The sequence below is a fragment of the Gemmobacter megaterium genome, from assembly GCF_900156815.1.
GTDB lineage: Bacteria > Pseudomonadota > Alphaproteobacteria > Rhodobacterales > Rhodobacteraceae > Wagnerdoeblera > Wagnerdoeblera megaterium.
This window is the reverse complement of record NZ_FTOT01000003.1, coordinates 106387-125377: the sequence shown is the minus strand read 5'-3', so window position 1 is coordinate 125377 and position 18991 is coordinate 106387. Positions and strand designations below refer to the sequence as shown.

18 protein-coding genes are annotated in these 18991 nt (G+C 66.2%); 11 read left to right on the top strand and 7 right to left on the bottom strand.

Features of this window, described 5'->3' with window-relative positions:
- The first annotated feature begins 13 nt into the window (after positions 1–13).
- Genes BW970_RS09240 through BW970_RS09230 form a run of 3 tightly spaced genes read left to right on the top strand, consistent with a single transcriptional unit; the run spans position 14 to position 2949 of the window.
- Positions 14–502, top strand: a complete 489-nt coding sequence (locus BW970_RS09240) for a TRAP transporter small permease (protein ID WP_076530466.1) — start codon at positions 14–16, stop codon at positions 500–502.
- Positions 489–1796 carry a TRAP transporter large permease gene (locus BW970_RS09235; RefSeq protein WP_076530464.1) on the top strand — a complete coding sequence of 436 codons (1308 nt, stop codon included), beginning with the start codon at positions 489–491 and terminating at the stop codon, positions 1794–1796. The genes BW970_RS09240 and BW970_RS09235 overlap by 14 nt, the downstream gene beginning before the upstream one ends.
- Before the next feature lie 22 nt (positions 1797–1818).
- The gene (locus tag BW970_RS09230; RefSeq protein WP_076530462.1) at positions 1819–2949 is read left to right on the top strand and encodes a C4-dicarboxylate TRAP transporter substrate-binding protein; all 1131 of its coding nucleotides are present in this window, start codon (positions 1819–1821) and stop codon (positions 2947–2949) included.
- 61 nt (positions 2950–3010) lie between these two features.
- Here BW970_RS09230 and BW970_RS09225 read toward each other — a convergent pair whose 3' ends face one another.
- Entirely contained in the window at positions 3011–4039 is a 1029-nt protein-coding gene (locus BW970_RS09225; RefSeq protein ID WP_229740478.1) for a helix-turn-helix domain-containing protein, read from the bottom strand.
- A 123-nt stretch (positions 4040–4162) separates the two neighbouring features.
- On the opposite strand from BW970_RS09225, the gene pcaF reads away from it, so the two are divergent.
- Entirely contained in the window at positions 4163–5365 is a 1203-nt protein-coding gene (pcaF, locus tag BW970_RS09220) for a 3-oxoadipyl-CoA thiolase (protein WP_076530458.1), read from the top strand.
- A gap of 100 nt (positions 5366–5465) precedes the next feature.
- On the opposite strand, the gene BW970_RS09215 is transcribed toward pcaF, so the two are convergent.
- Positions 5466–6791, bottom strand: a complete 1326-nt coding sequence (locus tag BW970_RS09215; RefSeq protein WP_076530456.1) for a lyase family protein — start codon at positions 6789–6791, stop codon at positions 5466–5468.
- A gap of 178 nt (positions 6792–6969) precedes the next feature.
- On the opposite strand from BW970_RS09215, the gene BW970_RS09210 reads away from it, so the two are divergent.
- From BW970_RS09210 to BW970_RS09185, 6 genes are all read left to right on the top strand, one after another.
- Positions 6970–7842, top strand: coding sequence for a helix-turn-helix domain-containing protein (locus BW970_RS09210; protein WP_083701195.1), 873 nt, complete (start codon positions 6970–6972; stop codon positions 7840–7842).
- A gap of 81 nt (positions 7843–7923) precedes the next feature.
- Positions 7924–9090, top strand: coding sequence for a 4-hydroxybenzoate 3-monooxygenase (gene pobA / locus BW970_RS09205; protein WP_076530454.1), 1167 nt, complete (start codon positions 7924–7926; stop codon positions 9088–9090).
- 199 nt (positions 9091–9289) lie between these two features.
- Positions 9290–10876: an OpgD/OpgG family glucan biosynthesis protein gene (locus BW970_RS09200; protein WP_083701194.1), complete on the top strand. Its 1587-nt coding sequence runs from the start codon at positions 9290–9292 to the stop codon at positions 10874–10876.
- The gene (locus BW970_RS09195) at positions 10873–11055 is read left to right on the top strand and encodes a hypothetical protein (protein ID WP_076530451.1); all 183 of its coding nucleotides are present in this window, start codon (positions 10873–10875) and stop codon (positions 11053–11055) included. The genes BW970_RS09200 and BW970_RS09195 overlap by 4 nt, the downstream gene beginning before the upstream one ends.
- 3 nt (positions 11056–11058) lie before the next feature.
- Positions 11059–12813 carry a glucans biosynthesis glucosyltransferase MdoH gene (gene mdoH, locus BW970_RS09190; RefSeq protein WP_076530449.1) on the top strand — a complete coding sequence of 585 codons (1755 nt, stop codon included), beginning with the start codon at positions 11059–11061 and terminating at the stop codon, positions 12811–12813.
- 21 nt (positions 12814–12834) lie between these two features.
- On the top strand, positions 12835–13230 hold the full coding sequence (locus tag BW970_RS09185) for a VOC family protein (protein WP_076530447.1): 396 nt from the start codon (positions 12835–12837) through the stop codon (positions 13228–13230).
- Here the strand turns inward: BW970_RS09185 and BW970_RS09180 are convergent.
- The 5 genes from BW970_RS09180 to BW970_RS09160 form a co-directional block, all read right to left on the bottom strand.
- Positions 13221–14222 carry an alpha/beta fold hydrolase gene (locus BW970_RS09180; protein WP_229740477.1) on the bottom strand — a complete coding sequence of 334 codons (1002 nt, stop codon included), beginning with the start codon at positions 14220–14222 and terminating at the stop codon, positions 13221–13223. The genes BW970_RS09185 and BW970_RS09180 overlap by 10 nt on opposite strands.
- Positions 14219–15466, bottom strand: a complete 1248-nt coding sequence (locus BW970_RS09175) for an MFS transporter (protein WP_076530446.1) — start codon at positions 15464–15466, stop codon at positions 14219–14221. Before BW970_RS09175 ends, BW970_RS09180 begins: the two co-directional genes overlap by 4 nt.
- The gene (locus BW970_RS09170) at positions 15463–15987 is read right to left on the bottom strand and encodes a hypothetical protein (protein ID WP_076530444.1); all 525 of its coding nucleotides are present in this window, start codon (positions 15985–15987) and stop codon (positions 15463–15465) included. The genes BW970_RS09175 and BW970_RS09170 overlap by 4 nt, the downstream gene beginning before the upstream one ends.
- 169 nt (positions 15988–16156) lie before the next feature.
- Positions 16157–16927: a cyclase family protein gene (locus BW970_RS09165; RefSeq protein WP_076530441.1), complete on the bottom strand. Its 771-nt coding sequence runs from the start codon at positions 16925–16927 to the stop codon at positions 16157–16159.
- A gap of 11 nt (positions 16928–16938) precedes the next feature.
- A complete protein-coding gene (locus BW970_RS09160; protein WP_076530439.1) occupies positions 16939–17937 on the bottom strand; it encodes a fumarylacetoacetate hydrolase family protein in 999 nt (332 codons plus the stop codon).
- 110 nt (positions 17938–18047) lie between these two features.
- On the opposite strand from BW970_RS09160, the gene BW970_RS09155 reads away from it, so the two are divergent.
- Positions 18048–18980, top strand: a complete 933-nt coding sequence (locus tag BW970_RS09155; RefSeq protein ID WP_076530437.1) for an ABC transporter substrate-binding protein — start codon at positions 18048–18050, stop codon at positions 18978–18980.
- Positions 18981–18991 lie beyond the last annotated feature (11 nt).

Genomic DNA, 18991 nt, shown 5'->3' with positions numbered 1-18991 from the left:
AAGGGGACCATCCATGACCATCATCGCAGGGATTACAACCTGCTTTTCCTGGCTTGCCGCCGTTCTCATGCTGTTTCAGGTCAGCCTGGACATCCTGGGCAAGTTCCTGCTGGGAAAACCCGTTCCCGGCACGGCAGAGGTTGTCGCATCCTATTACATGATCGCGCTCGTCTTCATGGCCATGCCGCTGGTGGAAAAGCGCGGCGACAGCATTGCGGTCGATCTGGTCTATGACCGTTTGGGTCGCTGGCCAAAGCTGGCCAGCCGCGTGATCGCGCTGATCTTTACGCTGGCGTTCTATCTGGTCTTTGCCTGGACCACGCTGGAGGCCGCGCTGAAGGCGATGGCGGTGCGCGAGATTATCCTGGGCAGTCTGGTGTTCGAGGTCTGGCCCGCGCGGTTCTTCCTGCCCACAGGCTGCGTGCTGGCCGCCGTTGTTGTGGTTCTGCGCGAAATCCAGACCGGCCTTGGCGCAAAGGAGGCCGCGCATGGACCGCGTTGAGATCGGATTCCTTGGCGTTGCCGTCACCATTGTCCTGATCCTGATCCGGGTGCCGGTGGGTGTGGTTCTGGCAACGGTCGGTTTTATCGGCATCACCCTGTTGTCCAGCCTGCGGGCCTCGTGGTCCATCGCGTCGCATGTGCCGTTCGAACTGATTGGCGACTGGAACCTCAGCGCGGTGCCGATGTTCCTGCTGATGGGCTATATTGCGTCCGAGGCCGGGTTGACCAAGGGGCTGTTCCAGGCCGCGCGGATCTTCATGGGCCGGGTGCCGGGGGGGTTGGCGTCATCAACCGTTGTCGCCTCGGCGCTGTTTTCCGCGGCGTCGGGGTCGTCGGTCGCAACGGCGGCGTCATTTTCGCGGATCGCCATCCCCGAGATGCTGGCCGCGCGCTATGACCGGGGGCTGGCCTGTGGCTGTGTCGCAGCATCGGGCACGCTGGGCGCACTGATCCCGCCCAGCATCCTGTTCATCCTGTTCGGCATCTTTGCCGAAGTGTCCATCGGCAAGCTGTTTCTGGCTGGCATCCTGCCGGGGCTGCTGTCGGCGGCGGTGTTCATCCTGCTGATCACGGTGCGGGTGCTGTGGACCCCCGCCCTTGCCCCGCGCATCACGATGAATGTGACCCGCGCCGAAAAGCTGGCGGCGCTGCGGGACATCTGGCCGCTGCCGCTGTTGATCCTGCTGGTGATCGGCAGCATCTTTCTGGGCATCGTCACCCCGACCGAGGCCGGGGCGCTGGGGGCGCTGATTGCGCTGATGATCGCGCTGCTGCGGGGCGGCCTGACCTTTGGCATCTTTTCCAGGGCGGTGCTCGACACCATCGCGGGCACGGCCAGCATCTTTGTCGTCATTGTCGGCGCGTCGATCTTTGCCCGGTTTGTCGCCCTCAGCGGCATGGCGGGGGCGCTGACGGACCTGATGGGATTTGCCCTCGAACGGCCCGTGCTGCTGATCGTGCTGACCAGCCTGATCTACATCTTTCTGGGCATGTTCCTGGAAAGCGTGTCGCTGATGCTGCTGACGCTGCCGCTGTTGCTGCCGCTGTATCAGGTGGCCGGGATCGACCTGATCTGGTTCGGGGTGATCTGCGTCAAGCTGCTGGAAATCGGGCTGGTCACGCCGCCGGTCGGGCTGAACGTCTATGTCATCAAGGGCGCCCTGGGCGACCGGGTGGCCCTGGGCGAGATCTTTCGCGGCACCGCCTGGTTCCTGGCGGCCGATCTGGTGACGCTGGCGCTGCTGATCGCCTTTCCGGTGATCAGCCTGTGGCTGCCCATGCTCTCGAACTGACCCATCCAACGGAGGAGTGACGATGAAAACGATACGATCGCTTGCAGGCGGCCTTGCGCTGTCGGCCCTGGCCATCGGGCCGGGGGCCGCCGAAACCTATACCGCGTCCACCTGGTTTGCCCCTACCCATCTGCTGTCGCATTTCCCTTATATGGAATGGCACGAGGCGGTGGCCAAGGAGACCGGGGGCCGGGTGGAATTTGAAATCTACAATGGCGGCACGCTGTTGCCGCCCAAGGCCACCATGGCCGGGGTGGCCGACGGGGTGGCGCAGGTGGGCATCGTCTATCCCGGCTATCAGCCGGCGGAACTGCCGTTGAACAACCTGCTGATCGACGCGTCCTTTGTGTCGGACAACCATTATGCCGCAGCCTTTGCCTATACCGAAATGATCATGACCAATCCGCAGGTGCATGGCGAATGGTCGGCGAACGGCGTGGTGGTCGGGCCGGGCTTTGCCACGGCGATCTACAATTTCGTCTGCGCCAAGCCGGTCTATTCGCTGGCGCAGGCCGCCGGGAAAAAGTTCCGCACTGCGGGCGCCGCACAGGTGGATTTCGTCGAAAGCATCGGCGGCATCGCCGTCAGCGTGCCGTTCTCGGACGTCTATACCGGAATGCAGCGCGGATCGCTGGACTGCGCCATGGTCGATCCGACCACGCTGACCGTGGGGCCAAAGCTGGCCGAAGTGACGACAGACGTCACCCAGATCCCGGTGGGCATCATCATCGGCGCAAGCTGGGTGTACAACAAGCCGTTCTGGCGCGGCCTGCCGGTCGAGGATCGCCGCATCTTGATGGAGCAGATGGTCCTGGCGCTGGCCCGCATGGAAATCGGCTATGAGGTGCAGGGCAATGAAGGTCTGGACGGCTCGCGTGCCAGCGGCGTCAAGATCGCCCCGCCCGAGGCCGATCTGGCTGCGGCGCTGGACAGGTTCAACGCCGACTTTCTGGGCCAGTTGCCAAAGCTCGCGGCAGAGCGGTTCCGCATCGACGGCCCTGACGTGATCCTTCAGGATTTTCTGGCACGGCAGGATGCCTGGAAGGCGCGGCTGGCCGAGATCGACATTCAGGACGAGGCCGCAATCCTGGCGCTGCTGAACACCCATATCTTTGCCGGTATCGATGTGGACAGCTACGGTATGCAGGACTGACACCCCCGCTGCGCAGTTCGCCGCCCGCCGGGTGCCGGGCTGCGCATCCCCCCGGCCCTGCCTAGGCCAGACGCGCCGCCCAGACCCGATAGCGGCCCTGTCCGGTCAATTCCCGGATCAGGCCGCGCCCGGCCAGAATGTCAAGGTTGCGCTGGACGGCGGCCCGCGAGGCGCCGGTCTCGGCCTCTGCCATCGGCGCCGAGACGCTGGGCCAATCGCCCAACAGCCGCACCAGCCGCGGCGGGGTGCGCCCGCTCAGATCCGCGACCCCTTCGGCGGCCCGTCGCTGCCAGACGGCCAGACGCTCCAGATGCATCAGGGCCGCCAGCACCGCCTGATGCGCCCCGGCGATCCAGGCCGCCAGCCGCCGCTCGGCCGCGCCCTGCGCGCTCAGCGCGCCAAATCCCGCAAGCGTCAGCGGCAGGAAGGCGCCCGCGCCGCCCATGCTGCCCGCCAGACGCGCGCCCAGCACCGCCGCCTCGACATCGCGCGCCGGGCCTGCATCGCTTTGCCGCCACAGATGGAACAGCACGGCGCCCTGCACCACCGGATGCAGCGGCGCCAGATCGTCCAGCACGTCGCAGGCATCGGCCAGCCGTTCGGGCAGCGGCGCCCCGTCGGTCAGGCCCAGCAGCGCGGCCAGCGCCTCGGCCCGTCGGGGGGCCAGGGGCGCCGGGCCGCCGGTCAGCCGCCGCACCGCCCAGGCCCCCCGCCCCAGCGCCTGCGAATCCTCGCCCGTCGCACCGATCTGCATCGACAGCCACAGCGCCAGCCGGTCCACCGACAGCCGGTCGCCGGTCCACCAGCCCAGGCTGGCCACCTCCTGCAAGGCGATCCGGCGCCGGGCGCCCTCGCCCGCACCGCGCAGCCGCTCTTCCAGCCGCCCGAAGTCATAGGCCAGTGCAGCCAGATCCGGCGCCAGCGCCCCTTCGGCAGCGCGCCATTCCCCGTGGGGAAACAGCGCCACCCGCTCGGCACGGGGCAAGGGGGAAACCTCTGGCTCGGGCGTGTCATCGGCGGGCAGAAACCACAGATCCGCCTCGTCCGAAACGTCCGGATCATCATCCCAAGGATTGCGAGAAGGTGCCATGCTGCGCATCATCCCTTGAATTTGCGCAGTATGCAACCCGATTGCACCGTCAAGACGCACATCCCGCCCTTGACCCCGACCCCTGCCTGACCCAAGGTCGGCCCGCAACCACAGGAGCCCCCCATGCGCGACGTATTCATCTGCGACTACATCCGGACCCCGATCGGTCGGTTTGGCGGGACGCTGTCGACGGTTCGGACGGATGATCTTGCGGCGGTGCCGCTGCGGGCGTTGATGGCGCGCAATCCGGGGGTGGATTGGGCGGCGGTGGAGGATGCGGTCTTTGGCTGTGCGAACCAGGCGGGCGAGGACAACCGCAACGTCGCGCGCATGGCCTTGCTGCTGGCCGGGCTGCCCATCGCCATTCCCGGCACCACGATCAACCGGCTGTGCGGCTCGGGGATGGATGCCATCCTGGCCGCCGCCCGCGCCATCAAGGCCGGCGAGGCCGAGCTGATGATCGCCGGCGGCGTCGAATCCATGTCCCGCGCCCCCTTTGTCATGCCCAAGGCCGACAGCGCCTTTTCCCGCCATGCCGAGATCCACGACACCACCATCGGCTGGCGCTTCGTCAACCCGCTGATGAAGGCGCAATACGGCATCGACTCGATGCCCGAGACAGGCGAAAATGTCGCCGAGGACTATCGGATCAGCCGCGCCGATCAGGATGCCTTTGCCCTGCGCAGCCAGGACAAGGCCTCGGCGGCCCAGGCCAATGGCCGCCTCGACCGCGAGATCACCCCGGTCGAGATCCCCCAGCGCAAGGGCGATCCGCTGGTGGTCGCGCGCGACGAACACCCCCGCGCCACCACGATCGAGGCGCTGGCCCGGCTCGGCACCCCCTTTCGCAAGGGCGGCACGGTCACGGCCGGCAATGCCTCGGGCGTCAATGATGGCGCGGCGGCCCTGATCCTGGCCAGCGCCGAGGCGGCGGCACGGCACGGCCTGACCCCCATCGCCCGCGTGCTGGGCGGGGCGGCGGCCGGGGTGGAGCCGCGCATCATGGGCATCGGCCCGGCCCCCGCCAGCCAGAAGCTGATGGCGCGGCTGGGCCTGACCCAGGCCGATTTCGACGTGATCGAGCTGAACGAGGCCTTTGCCAGCCAGGGCCTGGCCAGCCTGCGCCTGCTGGGCATCGCCGACGATGACCCGCGGGTGAACCCCAACGGCGGCGCCATCGCGCTGGGGCATCCGCTGGGCATGTCGGGCGCCCGCATCACCGGCACCGCCGCGCTGCAACTGGCGCTGACCGGCGGCAAACGCGCCCTGGCCACCATGTGCATCGGCGTCGGCCAGGGCATCGCCATCGCCGTCGAACGGGTCTGACCCCCCCTCCCCGCCGCACCCCCGGCGGGGAGCCACCAACCAGCGCAAAAGACCAAGAACCGCGCCCCCGGCGCATCGACCGGGCGCAGGGGGCAACGCCTCAGGCCCGCGTCAGCGCCCCCGCAAGCCCGCCAAAGCCCCGCGCGTCAGCGGGGGCGGTCCCAAGACCAGCATCCGGGGCCAGCCGCAGATCCGGAAAGTCGCGGGCCACCAGATCCGGCAGCGGCACCCCGCTGCCGACCGCTTCGGCGCACAACGCCTTGATCCGGTCCTGCGCATCGGGGCGTGGCATGTGACGCGCCAGCGCGAAGGTGAACCCCTCGGCCTGGATCAGGCCCAGATCACCGGCCAGCCCGCGCGCCATTGCCGCCTGATCGGGCGCGATCCGCGTTGCGAGATCCGCGGCAAGGGCCAGCGCCCGGCCTGTCGAGATGCACAGTTGTGGCAGTGTCAGCCACTCGACGAACCAGGCCGCGCCATCGCGTTGCTGCCGGTGCAAGCCCGCGCCCTGAACCGCGCCGGCCAGCGCGCCCGACTGCCGCGCCAGCGCCACCAGCACCGACGGACCCACCGGATTTTGTTTTTGCGGCATGGTGGACGATGCACCCGCCCCGGAAATCGTCACTTCGGCGATGCCCGTTTGCGACAGCAGGATCAGATCTTCGCCCATCTTGCCCAAGGTCGCACACAGCCCGGCCATCCAGGCGGCAAAGGCACCGATCCGGTCGCGTTCCGAATGCCAGGCGGCACCGGGATCGGCCAGCCCAAGGGCCTGCGCCAGACCGGCACGCACTGCGGGGCCTTGGGGCCCCATTGCCGACAGCGTACCCGCCGCGCCGCCCAGCGACACGAGTGCAAGATCCGGCGCAAGTGCCGCAAGGCGGGCGCGATGGCGCAGCACCGGATGCCCCCAACCCGCGACCACCGCGCCAAAGCTGGTAGGCGTGGCCGCCTGCCCATAGGTGCGCGCCGCCATGGGCAGATCGGCATGGGCCACCGCCAGCAGTCCAAGCGTATGGATCAGCCCGTCCAGCCGGTCTTGCCAGATCGCCACCACGCGCCGCAGCCGCAAGGCCAGGGCGGTATCCATGATGTCCTGGCTCGTCGCGCCCCAATGCACATATTGCGCATGATCGGGCGCCTCCATCGCCTTGCGGAAGGCCGCGACGAGCGCGGGCACCGGGACGCCATTAACAGCCGTCGCGGCGGCCAGCCCGGCCGGGTCAATCAGCACTTCGCGGCTGGCCCGGTCGATAAAGGCGGCGGCAGCCTGGGGGATCAGGCCCAGATCCCCCTGAACCCGCGCCAAGGCCCCCTCGACAAGCAGCATGGCACGAATCTCGGCACTGTCGGAAAACAGGGCCGCCGTCTGGTCATCGCCAAGAAGCGGACGGTAAAGCGCACTGTCGGCGGGGGAAGCGGGCATCGCAAAGACCTCGGCTTGGGGCAGGTCCGGGCAGGATAGGCGGTTGGCGGGGTGCAGAAAAGCCGACTTCGGACCAAAGGCGTTCCGGCTCGCGGCAGATGCCCGGGGCCGCCCCGGCCGCCTCGCCCTGCTCTGGACGCTGGCGCGAATGTGGGCCACTCTTGCCTTGGGGGATCGGATGGGCAGCATTCCGCAGTATTACCTGTATGGCGATCCGGGCGCGGATGTGGACCGTGATCTGTTGCATATAGAACCGATCCGGGATCGCAGCGGCCCGAATGACTGGCGGATACGGCCCCATGCGCATCCCGATCATGTGCAGGTCATGCTGGTGATCTCCGGCGGCGGCACGATACGGATGGAGGATCGGGCGCTGCCTGTGCCTGCGCCCGGCATTCTGGTGATCCCGGCGGGGATCGTGCACCAGATCGACTTTGACCCCGGCACCGAAGGCCATGTCGTCACAGCCGCGCTTGAGTGCCTGCACAATGCCGCCTCCCACGACCCGGCCCTGATGCGCGCGGCGGGCCGGGCCGCGGCCTATCCCTTGGCCGCCGAAGCGGTGGATGTTCCCGCAACCTTCGAGGACTTTCGCGCCTTGCAGCGCGAATTCGTCTGGGCCGCGCCGGGGCGCCGGGCGGCGATCATCGCGCATTTCACCGGCATTCTGGTGCTGCTGATGCGGCTGTCGCAGTCCCATATGGTTCCGCCCATCGGCGCGGCGGACCATGCCCTGCTGATGCGCTATCGCGCGGCCGTCGAGGCGCATTTCAGAACCCGGCGCGCGCCGGGGTTCTATGCCGGATTGCTGGCGGTTACCCCGGCACGGCTGAATGCCGCCTGCAAGGCCAGGGCCGGATGCGCCGCGCGCGACATCATTCAGGACCGGCTGGTGGTCGAGGCCAAACGCCATCTGTTGTATACGGAAAGCAGCGTGGCGCAGGTGGCGCATCTGACAGGCTTTGACGATGCGGCCTATTTCAACCGATTCTTTACGCGGCGCGTCGGCTGTTCCCCCGGCGCGTTCCGGCGGCAAGCCGGGAAAAGCTGAAAATCAGTCCAATCTTTCCGATGCTTCGTCCATTTCCCCGCGCAGCGCGCCCCGGCACACTGCCCGACAGGGAGGACGGACATGCGCCATCAGGTCTGCATCATCGGGGGTGGCCCGGCGGGGTTGCTGCTGTCGTTGTTGTTGCATCGCGCGGGGATCGACGCCGTGGTGCTGGAACGCAAGCCGCGCGACTATGTGCTGGCACGTATCCGGGCGGGCGTGCTGGAACAGGGGCTATGCGATCTGTTGCGGCAAGCGGGCATCGGTGCGCGCCTGGATGCCGAAGGCCATGTGCACGAAGGCACGGTGATCGCCGCGCATGGCCACAGCCTGCGGATCGACTTTCGTGCACTGACCGGCAAGACCGTCACCGTCTATGGCCAGACCGAAGTGACGCGCGATCTGTATGCGGAACTGGACCGCATCGGCGCCCCGGTGATCCACGAGGCCGAAAACGTCACACTCCACGGTGCCGATACCGATGCACCCCATGTCACCTTTGCGCACGGCGGGCGCGGGCAGCGGGTCGATTGCGATCATATTGTGGGTTGCGACGGGTTTCACGGGGTCAGCCGACGCACCATTCCTGCCAGCGTCCGGCGCGAGCATGAACATGTCTATCCCTTTGGCTGGCTTGGCATCCTGTCGGAAACGGCCCCGGTCCATCCTGAACTGGTCTATGCGGGCCATGCGCGCGGCTTTGCGCTGTGTTCCATGCGCAACCCGCATCTGAGCCGCCATTATCTGCAAGTGCCGCTGACCGACCGGCCCGAGGATTGGTCCGATGCCGCCTTCTGGGACGAACTGCGGCGCCGTCTGCCTGCGGATCTGGCGGAAACATTGCAGACCGGCCCCAGCATAGAGAAATCGGTCGCGCCGCTGCGCAGCTTCATTTCCGAACCGATGCGGTGGGGGCGGCTGTTCCTGGCAGGGGATGCCGCGCATATCGTTCCTCCGACCGGGGCCAAGGGGCTGAACCTGGCGGCATCGGATGTGGCCTACCTGTCGCGCGCGCTGATCGCGCATCATCAGGGGGATGACAGTCTGCTGGACAGCTATTCCGCCACCGCACTTGCGCGGGTCTGGAAAGCCTCGCGGTTCTCGTGGTCGATGACGCGGCTGCTGCACGCGTTCCCCGACGAAGGGACGTTTCTGGCGCGGATGCAGGCGGCCGAAATCGACTGGCTGGCAGGGTCGCGGGCGGCACAGACGGCGCTTGCCGAGAACTATGTCGGGCTACCGCTGTAGCGCCGGGCGGTGATTTTGCACATGCCGCATCAGGTGCGCCCCAAGGCCGGACACCCCGCCCTGCCAAGGCGCGGCAGAGATATGACATGATCTCACGTGCTGTTGAAGCGCGCTTGCGAAACGCCCTGTGTCAGCCGTATATCTCTTGCCTGAGTCGTGCCGCGTCGTGCACTGGCAAGTGCTGGGTTTTACGTCCTAAATGACCATCGCCTTACCTGCGATCACCCGCCTGTCCCGCCGCAAGCTGCTTGCGACCGCTGCTGCCCTGGCGGCTGTCGCACCTGTTCGCCTGCTCGCGCAAGACGGCGGTGCGCCTCCTGCCGCACCGCAGCAATTTTCGTTCGACCTGCTGACCGAAGACATGCGCGAGCGGTCGCGGAACCCCTATCAACCCGCGCCCGATGCCGAGGGGTTGCTGGCCGATCTGGACTACGACGATTACCGCCTTGTCCGTTTCCGACCCGACAGGATGCGCTGGCAGGCCGACAAGTCGGGCTGGGCGCTGGCGGCATTCCCCATGGGCTGGCTGTTCAAGGAAGCCGTGGTCCTGTACGAAATCGTCGGCACAGAGGCGCGCGAACTGCGGTTCAGCACCGAAGACTTCGAATATCTCAACGATCTGGCCAACCGTATACCGCCCATGGCGGAGTTGCCGGGCGTCGCCGGGTTTCGTCTGCATCACCCGCTGAACCGCCCGGATGTGCTGGACGAAGTGGTTGCATTCATCGGTGCCAGCTATTTCCGGGCGCTTGGGCGTGGATCGGCCTATGGCGCCTCGGCCCGCGGGCTGGCGCTGAACACCGCAACCCCCAAGGGCGAGGAGTTTCCGCGCTTTTCCAGGTTCTATATCGAACGCTCCGACACATCGGACCGCATCACCGTCTATGCCGCGCTTCAAAGCCCCAGCGTCACCGGCGCCTACCGTTTCGTGGTGATCCTCGGCGCGGATACCGTGATGGAGGTGACGGCGCGGCTGTTCTTCCGCACCGATGTGCAGGAACTGGGCATTGCGCCACTGACCTCGATGTTCATGTTCTCGGAAAAGAACCGCGCCCGGTTCGACGATTTCCGCCCGAATGTGCATGACAGCGACGGGCTGCGCATCGAACGCTCGGATGGCCAGGTGATCTGGCGCCCGCTGAACAACCCGCCCCGGCTGTCGGGCAGCTATTTCCCCGAAGAGGCGCCGCGCCGGTTCGGCTTGCACCAGCGCGACCGCCGGTTTGAAAGCTATCAGGATACCGAAGCGCATTACCATATGCGCCCCTCGGTCGAGGTGGAACCGATCGGAGACTGGGGCAAAGGCTTCGTGCGGCTGGTCGAGATCCCTTCGGAGTCCGAGGCGAACGACAATATCGTGGCCTATTGGGTGCCAGAGGCCCCGGTCCGGGCAGGCGATGCGCGCGAATACGCCTACCGGCTGCACTGGGGGGATCTGCGTCTTGATCCCACCGCCCGACTTGCCCATGTCGATGAGACCCGCGCAGGCCATGGTGGCGTGGCGGGTGGCCCCGCGCCAGACAACGAACGCAAGTTCGTCGTCGATTTTCGCGGAGGCTTTCTGGACACGCTGGGCGCCGAAGCGCAACTGGAACCGACGGTCTCTGTCTCGGGCGGGCAGATCGTCAGGTCGATGTTGCAGCACATTCCCGAGTCGGGAATCTGGCGGCTGGTGATGGATGTGTCCGCAGAGAAAGACGCCGTGGTGGAACTTTCGGCGCATCTGGCGGGTTATGGACGCAGAATGACGGAAACCTGGCTGTACCAGTGGATCAACGCGCAATGACGGACCTTTCGGCTCACTTCATCCCCGACCCCGACCTGTCGGCAATACAGCGTGGCATGTTGCCTGATGCGCCGCTGGCAATGCCAACCCAGATACTGGAGCGCGCCGGGCCCCAGCGCTGGCTGGTGGCGCTGACGGCGCCTCTGCGCCTGTTCCATCTGCCATCCCGCGAGGTCTGATCCATGACCGCCCCAGCGCCAGGATTGCGGGTCATCGCCACCCGCACCCTGCTGCTTGCCGCCAGCCTTGGCATCGGGCTTGGCGGTTTTGGGCTGTTCATGCGCTATGGCGCCGCCGACGGGCTGGACGCGATGGACTGGGTCCGGTCCAGCCTGATCCTTGTATCCACATTCTGGCTGGCCTGGGGGGCGGTGCAGGCATTGGCCGGCCTGACGACGCGCGCCCCTCGCGTGGCGCGCAGCGAAGGCCCGATCACCGCGCGCACCGTTGTGCTGATGCCCGTCTACAACGAAGACCCCGAGATCACCTTTGCCCGTGTCGCGGCCATTGATGCCTCGCTGCAAGCGACCGGGCATGGCGGCGGATTCGACCTGGCGATCCTGTCCGACACGCGCGACGACCGCACGGCCGCCGCCGAACGGCAGTGGTTCCTGCGCCTGCTGGATGAAACCGGCGGCGACGGCCGCATCTTCTACCGCAGGCGCGAGACCAACCGGGGCCGCAAGGCCGGGAACATCGAGGATTTCATCTCGCGCTCTGGCGGGGCCTACGAATATTGCGTCATTCTGGATGCCGACAGTCTGATGGAAGGCGAAACCCTGGTGGAACTGGTCCGCCGGATGGAGGCAGCCCCAGAGGTCGGGCTGATCCAGACGCTGCCCGTCATCGTGAATGCCCAGTCGCGGTTCAGCCGGATCCAGCAGTTTTCCGCCGCCTTCTATTCGCCGATCTTCTGTCGCGGGCTGGCAATGATGCAGGGTCGCACGGGGCCGTTCTGGGGACATAATGCGATTGTCCGCACGCGGGCCTTTGCCGAAAGCTGTGGCTTGCCGGAACTGCGCGGGCGGCCACCCTTTGGCGGCCATATCCTGAGCCACGATTATGTCGAGGCGGCGCTTCTGGCCCGTGCGGGCTGGACGGTGCGGGTCGATGACGACCTGTCCGGCAGCTTCGAGGAAAGCCCGGAGAACATGGTGCTGCACGCCAAGCGTGACCGGCGCTGGTGCCAAGGCAATTTGCAACATTCTCGTCTGCTGCTTGCTCCGGGTTTGCGCCCCTGGAGCCGTTTTGTCTTTCTCCAGGGCATCCTGTCGTATCTGTCGCCGGTGTTCTGGCTGGCGTTTCTGCTGGCCTCGATCTTTGCGCCGCTGTTTGCGCCGCCCATCGACTATTTTCCGATCCGGGGATGGTCGTTCCCCGTGATCCCGGTGTCCGAAGCCTCCAAGGCGCTGCTGCTGGCCGTGATGGTGTTCGGCCTGCTGTTCCTGCCCAAACTGCTGATCTTGCTGGATGCGGCGCTGCGCGGCCGCAGCCGGGGCTTTGGCGGCGTCATCGCCTCTGCGCGCTCGGTGCTGTCAGAGCTGGTGTTCTCCGCAATCGCCGCACCTGTGTTCCTGATGTTCAACACCCGCTCGGTGTTTCAGGTGCTGGCCGGGCTGGACGGAGGCTGGCCTGCCCAGTCGCGTGGCGATGGGTCGCTGACGCTCGCCGAGGCATGGGCTGCCGGGCACTGGATCGTCACGACGGGCGTTCTGGGCATCGGCCTGGCGGTCTGGCTGTCCCCCGCACTGGTCGTCTGGCTGCTGCCCGTGATGCTGCCCATGGCGCTGGCGCCGTTCGTCCTGTGGTGGTCGTCACGGCCAGGCGATCCGGGGCATTTCCTGACACCGCCCGAAACCGCCCCTCCCGCCGTGCTGACATTGCACCGCCAGTGGCTTGCACGCTGGGCCACCACACCGCTGCCCGCCGTCGCCTGACCACCACGAAAGGATCCTGCCATGGCCAAGGCCATTCATTCGATGATACGCGTCCTGGACGAGGCGCGCTCTTTGGCCTTCTACGAGACGGCGTTTGGCCTGAAGGTGGCAGAGCGACTGGATTTCCCCGAGTTCACGCTGATCTACCTGTCGAATGCCGAAGGCAGCTTCGAGCTGGAGCTGACGGTGAACAAGGACCGGACAGAGCCGTACCACCTTGGCGACGGATATGGCCATCTGGCCGTGTCGGTCGATGATCTGGCGGCCGAACATGCGCGACTGACTGCGGCGGGCCTGGCTCCCCGCAAGATGGTCGACTTCGCCCCCGCGGGCGCGGTGATCGCCCGTTTCTTCTTTGTCGCGGATCCCGATGGGTACCAGATCGAGGTCTTGCAACGCGGCGGGCGCTATCTCTGACCCGCCCGATCCCTGGCACGGGTGATGGCAGCAATCACTGCATCGGGCTGTGAATGATGCGGCATATGTCCGGTGCCAGGCAACATGGTCAGCCGCGCGCCGGGCACCTGCCGCACCAGCACCTCGCCATGAACCGACGGCCAGACCGTGCGATCCTCGGCGCCAAAGACGATTTCCAGCGGCATCCGCAACGTGCCATATGCAGGTTCCATGACGGCAAGATGCCGCTTCAACCCGTCCAGTTGCCGGGCATTCTCCACGAATTGCCTGCGTCGCGTCGCCAGTCCGACGCCGATATGTTCCAGGTAGCCGGGTGGAATCGAGTCGGGGGCAAAGGTCTTTTCCAGCGCGCTTTTCGCAAGGTCCATGGTGGCATAGGCGGCAACGGTCGGCGCGATCACGGCAGATCCCAAAGGGCCGCTGGTCAGCGCAGTCAGCGCGCCCAGCCCCCCTTGCCAGACATTCGTGGCGCCCGACACCGATACGATCGCGGCCGTATAGCCCGGATCGGTCAGCGCCCATGCCATGGCCACCGCGCCGCCATAGGACTGGCCCAGCACGATAGGGCGCCGCAGGCCGAACTGCCGCGCCGCGCCGATCAGATGCGCCGCCTGGGCAAGAGGGCTGACGCCTGCATCGCCCAGGTCATCGGACCACCCCAGACCGGGACGGTCAAAGCTGGTGACGCGAAAGCCCAACCCTGCAAGCCTGTCGGCAAGCGCAAAGGTGAAGTCGCGCGAATTGCCACTGGCGCCATGGATCAGGACCAGATCGCGCCCGCGCCCCCGGATGTCGGCAAAGACCCGCTTGCCATTGACCAGCGTATCGCGGCCGGGGGGTGGATAGCGCCGCTCGGCCTCGGCCTCGCGGGCCTCTGCACGGTCGGCAAGCACGCGGCTGCACGCCTTTGTGGACAGGGCTGCCAGTCCAAGGCCGCCCAGCAGCATCAACCGGCGCAGGCGGTGCCGCTGTGACTCGGGGGGTCGGATCATCCGGGTTGCCTTTCTGGAGCTGCACTGGCGGAGCTATCGGCCCAAATATGCCGCGGCATCAGCAATACCGCCGCACCGGCCAATATTTTCAACAGACAGGGTAGCAGCGCGTACAGCATGACCAACCGCGCCGTGGCCTCGGCCGGGTTCGGCTGGCCCGCCACGAAGCCTACCGCATCCAGCGCCGGCAGCACCACAACCGCCGCCAGGGGCAGCGATAGCTTGGTGGCAAAGGACCACAGGCCAAAGGATTGCCCCGTCGCAATCCCGGCCCGCCCCAGCAACCCGGCAAAGACGGCAGGCAGGATCACCAGATCCGCCCCTACCGCGATGCCGGAGGCCAGGCAGATCGCCGCAAAGCTCCAACCGTTGCCTGGCCCGATGCTGGCCGCCCAGACGAACGACAGCACGGCCAGCACTATGCCCGCCAACAGCACCGCGCGCGGGCCGATGCGGCGGGCCAGCGCGCTCCATACCGGCAAGGCAAGCCCGGACCCGGCAAAGAAAAGAACGAGAAATGGCCCCGCCCCACCGGAAAGCCCCAGGTGATCCTCGACAAAGAACACGAACAGGGTCGATGTGATGGCCACCGGCAGACTGTTGACCACCGCCAGCCCCAACAGCCAGCCGCCGCCCGCCCGCAGGAAACCGCGCGCGTCGAACCGGGTTTGTGGATGCGACGGACGCGCCCAGAGCTTGCGGGTCGCCACCCAGACCACGGCCACCGCCCCGGCCAGCAACCATCCCATTCCGGCGAACCCTCCCGGCAGCACAAGCGGCGCCATGGCCGCCAGCAGGACGCCAAGGATCAGCCCGCTTTCGCGCCAACTGGCCAATCGCAACTGGGCATCCCGCGCGGCAGACCCGGCCAGTATCGCACTGTCGCCATAAAGCAGGATCGTGCCAAGGCTGTATCCGGTGAACACCAGCAGCAGCGCCATCACCAGCCACAGCCGCACCTCGGTCTGGGGCGGCAACGAGAACAGCATGACAAAACCCACGGCCATGACCCCCAGCGCAATGGCCGCGATCCCGGCCCGAGGGCCGCGCCAGCCATCGACACACCGGCCAAGCAGCGGGTCGGATACAAAGTCATAGACCCGGATCCCCATCAGGATCACCCCGACGGTCGCAAGATCCAGCCCCAGATCCACAGAGGCATATCGCGGCAGATGGATGTATATGGGCAAGCCCGCCGCTGCCAGAACCATCGCAAACAGGCTGACCCGCCAAGGACGCCTCATAGCCCGCGCAACTGACGCGAGAGACGTGGAAACCTGCTGTTGTCGGAAAGCCAGATCGCCAGAAACCGCTTGCCCACCTCGGGGTAGGAGATGCGACAGGTCTCGGTCCCGTTCAGCATCAGGCGCAACTCATCCGGTCGCGGGCTTATGGCAAGATATCTGTCGCCCTGCGCCACGTCGCGGAAACAGTCGGAAACCAGGTTGAGCATCTGGCCCAACCCGGACGCCTGGGGGGCGATGCGGCGCAGTTCTGTCTCTGTCGCGCGGGTCAGTTGCCGGGCAGAGAACGCGCGATTGTAGGTCAGCAGCAGTGCCGACGGTGCCTCGGGGTCAAAGCGCGCGCCACCTTCGGTATATAGCCGCCCTTCATAGGCAAGAAAGCCAAGCACCCGCAGTTGCGCCTGCCCGATGGCGACCGGGTTGGACAGGTCGGGAATGCGCGTCTGCGCCATCCCGGCACCGGCAAGAACCGGGCCAAGCAGCAGGGCAAGCAACAGCGCGCATATCTGACGAGTGACCATAGTGAACCTGCCGAACCACGGATACTGTTCCTGACAGGACAATTACGGCTCGGCGCGGATATTGGATCATTCCGCCGCGACACGCGGCGATCACGGATTTGGCGCCATGACGGCACCCAAAACCCCGGCAGGATCAGGGGCCGCCCACATGTGCGCGGCCCCGGACCGATCAGTCGAAAATCGCCACGGCCCGGCACCAGCCTGCTGATGCGCGTTCGATCTTGACCGGGAAACAGGCGATGCGGAACCCGGTCGGCGGCAAATCCTCCAGGTTGTGCAGCTTCTCTATATGGCAATATCCGGTGTGGCGGCCAGCCTTGTGCCCTTCCCAGATCAACCCGGCATTGCCGGTGGCGGCAAACTTCTTCGCCGTGTGGACAAAGGGGGCATCCCAGGACCAGCCATCGGTGCCGGTGACGCGGACACCTCGATTCAGCAGATACATCGTCGCCTCGTATCCCATGCCGCAGCCGCTGGCGACGTAATCGGGCTGTCCGAATTTCGCCCCGGCCGAGGTGTTGACCACGACGATCTCCAGCGGGCTGAGCGTGTGACCGATGCGCGCCAGTTCGGCCTCGACCTCGGCGGCAGAGACGACATGGCCGTCGGGCAGATGACGGAAGTCGAGCTTGACCCCCGGCTGAAAGCACCAGTCGAGCGGAATATCGTCGATCCGCATCGAGGGTTTGCCGTGGTCCTGCGTCGGATGATAGTGCCAGGGCGCGTCCAGATGGGTGCCGTTGTGGGTCGATAGCTGGATCCGTTCGACGGCCCAGCCTTCGCCATCGGGCAGTTGATCGGCCGACAGCCCAGGGAAATAGGCCAGGATGCCGGGCAGGCTTTGCTGGTGGTTGATGTATTCGATCTTGGGGTCGTTTCCAGGCGGGTCGGCGGGCACGTCATTGGCCAGCGCAACCGACAGATCGACGATGCGGCTCATGTGTCTCTCCTTCAGGCAGGTTTGGCGGCGGAAACGGTGGTGCGCAGGATGCCGATCTTTTCGACGTCCAGTTCGATCGTGTCGCCATCCGACAGGAACCAGCCGTTTTCCACCCCGCACCCATTGCCCACCGTGCCAGAGCCCATGAACTCGCCGGGATGGATCCATTCGTCCTGGGTGATATGGGCCAGGATTTCCTCGAAGCTGAACAGCATGTTGCGGCTGGTGTTCTCGCAAACGGTGCGACCGTTGAGGCGGGCAGTCATGCGCAGGTTGTAGGGGTCGGGGATTTCGTCCTTGGTGACGATCCAGGGGCCAAGGATGTTGGAATTCTCGAAGCTCTTGCCCTTGGACGGTCCAAGGCGGCCCTGCATTTCCTGAAACTGCTGATCGCGCGCCGAGAGATCGTTGAAGATCGTATAGCCAAAGATATGGTCGCGTGCCTTCGAGGCCGGGATATTCTTGCCCTTGCGCCCGGTGACGATGCCGAATTCCAGCTCGTAATCCATCACCTTGCTGTAGCGCGGCCAGGTGACATGGGTGTCCGGCCCGGCCACGGCCAGCCGGTTGGTGAAATAATAGATCGGCATCTGGCGGTAAATCTCGGCCAGCGGGGGCACCTCGCGTGCCTCGATCCGCGCAACCTCGTCGGCGTCGCCCTTGGCCCGCGCCTCGGCCAGCGCCCGGCCCCGGCCAGAGCCGGACTGGCGGATATGGGTCTCAAAGCTCATGCCGTCGCGCATCTGGCGCGGTTCGGGCAGCGGCGCCAGCAAGGGCGCCCCGGCCAGGTCGGTCAGAAAGGCCGGATCGTCGCCATGACGTTCGTGCAGGGATCGCGCGGCATCCAGTCCGGCCTCGTCCGCGTCGATCAGCGCAAGCATCGAACCGAACACCTGCACGTCACCGCCTGCGGCCGCCGCCGCCTTGGTCAGGTCGAACAAGCGCCCGGCCTGCGGATCGGCCATGCCGACATGGGCGGCCCCTGCCGCCTGGAAAGTGACCAGTTTCATCGTTTCCTCCCTGTCGTCATCGCTTGACACGATGCACATTCGGAAGGATTGTCGATAAAATCAGGCAGAGTCAACGGGAGTAAGAACTCTGCACAATTCGGGAGGAAACGATGAAACACCTTGCTTTCGCCTTGACGGGCGGATTGATGCTTGCGCTGTCCACTCCGGCGCTGGCGCAGAAGATCCGAGTCGGCTGCACCTCGTCGGCCGACTGCGGCACGGCAATGATCGCCGTCGATCAGGGCATCTTCGAAAAGCATGGCCTTGATGTTGAAATGACGCGCATCGCGCTGAATTCGAACATCCCGCCGGCCCTGCTGTCCAACTCGCTGGAAATCGGCGGGCCCACCTCGTCGGTATTCCTGCAAGCGGTCGACGGCGGCTTGGATCTGGTCGCGGTGGCCGGGGCCTCTGTCATGCACGAGGCGACGAACCAGGGCACCGTGGCGGTGATCCGCGACGGCGTGACCATCGACTCCGCCAAGGATTTCGTCGGCAAGAAGGTCGGCGTGCCCGGCTTTGGCGCCTATATCCACATCCTGTTCAATCGCTATCTCATGGCCGGCGGCGTCGATCCGGCGCAGGTGAACATGGTCGAAACCTCGTTCCCCTCCATGCCCGACGTGATCCGTACCGGCGCGGTTGATGCCGTCGCCTCGGGCGGGCCAACGGTGCAGCGCATCCTGTCGTCCGGCACCGGGCATCTGGGCCCGCGCTTTGTGGCAGAACTGGGTGGCGATGCGCCGATCATCTTCTACGCCGCGACCCGGCAATGGGCCGAGGCAAACCCCGAAGCTGTGGCGAAATTCCAGCAGGCGATTGCCGAAGCCGCAGCCCTTGCCGCATCTGATCGCGAGGTGGTGATCGCCTCGGTCGCCAAGTTCACCGAACAGAACCCCGATCTGGTCCGGGCAACGCCGCCATCGAAATATGTGGCGGAATTGACGACCGATGGCCTTGGCTGGTGGCTTGAGCTGATGCAGAAGCAGGGACTTCTGCAAGGGTCTGTCGATCCCGGCAAGCTGATCGTCGCCGCCCCCTGACAACGGACACC

Coding starts and splice junctions, on each gene's coding strand:
- BW970_RS09235 (WP_076530464.1), top strand. CDS start 489: ATGGACCGCGTTGAGATCGGATTCCTTGGCGTTGCCGTCACCATTGTC.
- BW970_RS09240 (WP_076530466.1), top strand. CDS start 14: ATGACCATCATCGCAGGGATTACAACCTGCTTTTCCTGGCTTGCCGCC.
- BW970_RS09215 (WP_076530456.1), bottom strand. CDS start 6,791: ATGCCCGCTTCCCCCGCCGACAGTGCGCTTTACCGTCCGCTTCTTGGC.
- BW970_RS09155 (WP_076530437.1), top strand. CDS start 18,048: ATGAAACACCTTGCTTTCGCCTTGACGGGCGGATTGATGCTTGCGCTG.
- BW970_RS09175 (WP_076530446.1), bottom strand. CDS start 15,466: ATGAGGCGTCCTTGGCGGGTCAGCCTGTTTGCGATGGTTCTGGCAGCG.
- BW970_RS09230 (WP_076530462.1), top strand. CDS start 1,819: ATGAAAACGATACGATCGCTTGCAGGCGGCCTTGCGCTGTCGGCCCTG.
- BW970_RS09200 (WP_083701194.1), top strand. CDS start 9,290: ATGACCATCGCCTTACCTGCGATCACCCGCCTGTCCCGCCGCAAGCTG.
- pobA (WP_076530454.1), top strand. CDS start 7,924: ATGCGCCATCAGGTCTGCATCATCGGGGGTGGCCCGGCGGGGTTGCTG.
- BW970_RS09195 (WP_076530451.1), top strand. CDS start 10,873: ATGACGGACCTTTCGGCTCACTTCATCCCCGACCCCGACCTGTCGGCA.
- mdoH (WP_076530449.1), top strand. CDS start 11,059: ATGACCGCCCCAGCGCCAGGATTGCGGGTCATCGCCACCCGCACCCTG.
- BW970_RS09210 (WP_083701195.1), top strand. CDS start 6,970: ATGGGCAGCATTCCGCAGTATTACCTGTATGGCGATCCGGGCGCGGAT.
- BW970_RS09180 (WP_229740477.1), bottom strand. CDS start 14,222: ATGATCCGACCCCCCGAGTCACAGCGGCACCGCCTGCGCCGGTTGATG.
- BW970_RS09225 (WP_229740478.1), bottom strand. CDS start 4,039: ATGGCACCTTCTCGCAATCCTTGGGATGATGATCCGGACGTTTCGGAC.
- BW970_RS09185 (WP_076530447.1), top strand. CDS start 12,835: ATGGCCAAGGCCATTCATTCGATGATACGCGTCCTGGACGAGGCGCGC.
- BW970_RS09170 (WP_076530444.1), bottom strand. CDS start 15,987: ATGGTCACTCGTCAGATATGCGCGCTGTTGCTTGCCCTGCTGCTTGGC.
- pcaF (WP_076530458.1), top strand. CDS start 4,163: ATGCGCGACGTATTCATCTGCGACTACATCCGGACCCCGATCGGTCGG.
- BW970_RS09165 (WP_076530441.1), bottom strand. CDS start 16,927: ATGAGCCGCATCGTCGATCTGTCGGTTGCGCTGGCCAATGACGTGCCC.
- BW970_RS09160 (WP_076530439.1), bottom strand. CDS start 17,937: ATGAAACTGGTCACTTTCCAGGCGGCAGGGGCCGCCCATGTCGGCATG.